A 2,868-nucleotide genomic window follows, 5' to 3' on the forward strand; every position below is an offset into this window, starting at 1 on the left:
CCCGACGCTGGCCCGGCAGGACACGGCGGCGCAGGCAGGACAGCTGAAGCCGGGGCCGCCAGCAGAACCAGCGGAACAACCGGCCCGGAAGCCAGCCAGCAACGCGGCGGCCCGACCGCAGCCGCCGGTCTCGGCAACCGCCCAGGCAGAGGCACCACCCCCGACGTTGGCCTGGCAGGACGTGGCGGCGGAGCAGTTCGCGAAGCCGGCGTTGGCCCGGCTGCTGAAGCAGGGACCGCGGCCGGGCATGGCAACGCGGCCGGACCAGGCAGCGGGCGCCGCAGCGCCGCCAGCGGCGGCTCCGACGCGGCCGGCACCGGTCGTGGCGGAGCTGGCGGCATGGCCATTCCCGGCGCGAGCGGTCCCGGTGCGCCTATTCCAGGCGCGGGCGTTCCCGGTGATGCCAGGCTCGGTAGTGGGCAGGGTCGGGGTGCGGCGCAGGGCGGTGGACGGGGCACCGAGTCGATTGGTCCGACGACCCCGCTCGGGGTCGGGTCGGGGCTCGGGGCTCGCTCGGGGCGCGGAACCTCCTCGGGTGGACCGCGTGCCAGCCACGCTGGGACGACTCAACCGTTCGAGGTGGATGGAGAGTCCGGTGCCGAGCCATCGCGGGTGGGACCGCCGCCGGAGGCGGCGGCTCGGCGGCGGCGGGTACTCGTGATCGCCGCGGGAGTTGTGGCGCTCGTGTTGCTGGCGGGGGTGGGGGTCGGGCTCGCCGTGCTCGAAGGGAACGACGGCAGCTCGGCCTCCTCCAGCGAACCGACCTCGAACACCCCGGCGTCGACGCTGCCCGTGGACGAGCAGTGCACCGACGCGATCATGAGTAACCCGCGGTGGGTGTGCCTCACCTCGGCGATCGTCGCCGATGGGAGGTTCACCCTCGACTACCGCGGCGACGGTGGACTACTGAACATCAACGGCGGCTACCACCTGCACGTCTACGGCGGCGACGGCACGAACCCGCCCGCTGCCGTGATGGGCATGCACGCGCCGCCCGCCGAGCAGGGCACGTGGTACGTCGAGGACCGCCGTCCCGCGGTGCTGGACGTCACCGACGAGCGCTTCCGCACCGCCATCGGCGACGCCCCCAAGGTGTGCGCCCGCATCGCCGACGCGAACCACCACCTGGTCCCCGACACGAACGACACCTATGTGACCGGCAACTGTGTGCCCATCACCCGCACGGAGCCCTCGGTCACCAAGGCCACCCAGGTCCAGCCGACCCGCGGCAACAGGCCTACGACCACCAAGCCGACGACGACCACGGAGTCCAGCACCACCACCGACACGACCACCACCACGACCACCACGGAACTCGAGGTCCTGACGCCGGGCCCCGCGACCTGACCGGCACCGCGGGCGAGGACCCGGCCTGCACCTCACGGGACGCCCTCAGATCCGCCCGGGCCGTCAGTTCAGAGACTCCTCGTCCGGTTCATCGTCCGGCTCATCCTCTATGTCCAGGTCCTCGAGGTAGGCCTCGGTGACCTGGTCGGACGTGGTGGGCTCGGGAGTCTCAGGCGTGTCAGGGAACGTCGCTGGTTCCGTCACCTCGTCCAGCGGCGCGGTGAGGTCGAGCGCGTCCACCGCGCCAGTGCCGAAGTCCAGGCCCTCCCCCTGATCCGACTCGACATCGTCCTCCGGTTCCGCGGCCGGAGAGCCGTCCAACGCGTCGGGGTCGTCGGCGAGCGCTACCGGCGCGGAGGTGAGCAGGTCGAACCAGTCCGCGGTGTGCTCGCTACCGGCTGTGTATGCCGTCACGAAAGGCGCCAGTTGCTCGGCCACCTCCGGCGGTGCTGTGTCCGCGAAGCTGACCACCGCCTGCGCCACCAGTTCCGCCGGCAGGTCGGGATAGCCGTGCTCGGCAAGGTAGGCCTCGGGGCCGCGCACATCGGCATCGCCGACCAGGTCGGCGAGCAGTTCGCGAAGGGGGCGCACGGAAGCCATGTCCACCACTCTACGAACCCGCCGCCGGCCCGGCCTCGGGGAAACCCCCACCGAAGCCCCGTAACCGGTCAGGAATCGAGAAGCGTCGGTCATCGAACCGCACTTAGCGTGAGCTTCCTACCCAGGAGGTCACATTGAACTGGAACAAGCGGGTTCGGCAGATTCACCGCTGGGTGGCGATCACTTTCACGGTGACCGTCATCATCACCTTCATCGCACTCGCGCAGGAGGAACCGCTCATCTGGGTGTCCTATGTGCCCCTGCTTCCGCTCGCCCTGCTCCTGTTCACCGGCTTGAACCTGTTCGCGTTGCCGTACCTCGCCAAGCGGCGCGCACGTCAACGGTAGGTGCGGCGCATCACGAACCGTCTCGCAACGCGGCGAGCAGCCTGGGCGGCCGTCCGTCGCATCAGGTCCACGACGCCGCGGGTCCCGGCCATCTCCGAGCCGCCGCCTGCCCGGCCGGGACCGTCGTGTTTCAGCGCGGGCAGCGGGGAGCCGTGGCCGGTCGTCTGCGTCATGGTCACCGAGTCCAGGATGTGCAGGCGGCCGTGCCACGGGGCCGCCTCCTGCAGACGCGCCCTTCCTCGGATCGGGCGCCGTCGGAAGCCGGGTTGCCGATGACCACTGTGGACAGCTCGGCCGAGATGGCGTCCAGCGCGGTCGTCTCGAACTCGGCGGGCACCAGGACTCGGCGGATGGCGGTGCACTTCTGGCCCGCCTTCACGGTCATCTCGGTCACCACCTCCCGGACGAAAGCGGCGAACAACGAGGTGCCAGGACTGACGTCGGGCGCGATGGCGTCGACCGAGTCCGCCTCACCGGCCCAGCACGTTCGTCGTGGGCACGGGCAACCATCGCCGTTGGGAACTCATGATCAACCCGGGTGAACAGCCTTCGGACGTGTCCACTTCGGACTCAG

General features: G+C 70.7%; 5 protein-coding genes. 2 read left to right on the forward strand and 3 right to left on the reverse strand.

The annotated features are described in order from the left end of the window. Window positions 1–579 precede the first annotated feature (579 nt). Window positions 580–1,347, forward strand: a complete 768-nt coding sequence (locus tag VF106_RS44025; RefSeq protein WP_330846009.1) for a hypothetical protein — start codon at window positions 580–582, stop codon at window positions 1,345–1,347. Window positions 1,348–1,410: 63 nt separating this feature from the next. On the opposite strand, the gene VF106_RS44030 is transcribed toward VF106_RS44025, so the two are convergent. After that, the gene (locus tag VF106_RS44030) at window positions 1,411–1,947 is read right to left on the reverse strand and encodes a hypothetical protein (RefSeq protein ID WP_330846010.1); all 537 of its coding nucleotides are present in this window, start codon (window positions 1,945–1,947) and stop codon (window positions 1,411–1,413) included. A gap of 134 nt (window positions 1,948–2,081) precedes the next feature. Here VF106_RS44030 and VF106_RS44035 point away from each other — a divergent pair, with 134 nt between their 5' ends. Then, the gene (locus tag VF106_RS44035) at window positions 2,082–2,294 is read left to right on the forward strand and encodes a hypothetical protein (protein ID WP_330846011.1); all 213 of its coding nucleotides are present in this window, start codon (window positions 2,082–2,084) and stop codon (window positions 2,292–2,294) included. Here the strand turns inward: VF106_RS44035 and VF106_RS44040 are convergent. Then, window positions 2,285–2,473 carry a hypothetical protein gene (locus tag VF106_RS44040; protein WP_330846012.1) on the reverse strand — a complete coding sequence of 63 codons (189 nt, stop codon included), beginning with the start codon at window positions 2,471–2,473 and terminating at the stop codon, window positions 2,285–2,287. The two genes, VF106_RS44035 and VF106_RS44040, sit on opposite strands and share 10 nt — an antisense overlap. Then, complete coding sequence (locus tag VF106_RS44045; protein ID WP_524535876.1) at window positions 2,470–2,679, reverse strand: hypothetical protein; 210 nt, start codon at window positions 2,677–2,679, stop codon at window positions 2,470–2,472. The genes VF106_RS44040 and VF106_RS44045 overlap by 4 nt, the downstream gene beginning before the upstream one ends. Between the last annotated feature and the right edge of the window lie 189 nt (window positions 2,680–2,868).

The sequence above is a fragment of the Actinophytocola sp. genome (assembly GCF_036378875.1).
Classification (GTDB): domain Bacteria; phylum Actinomycetota; class Actinomycetes; order Mycobacteriales; family Pseudonocardiaceae; genus Actinophytocola.

Excerpts from the sequence above, each read along its gene's own strand:
- VF106_RS44030 (WP_330846010.1), bottom strand. The coding sequence starts at position 1,947 with ATGGCTTCCGTGCGCCCCCTTCGCGAACTGCTCGCCGACCTGGTCGGC.
- VF106_RS44045 (WP_524535876.1), bottom strand. The coding sequence starts at position 2,679 with ATGACCGTGAAGGCGGGCCAGAAGTGCACCGCCATCCGCCGAGTCCTG.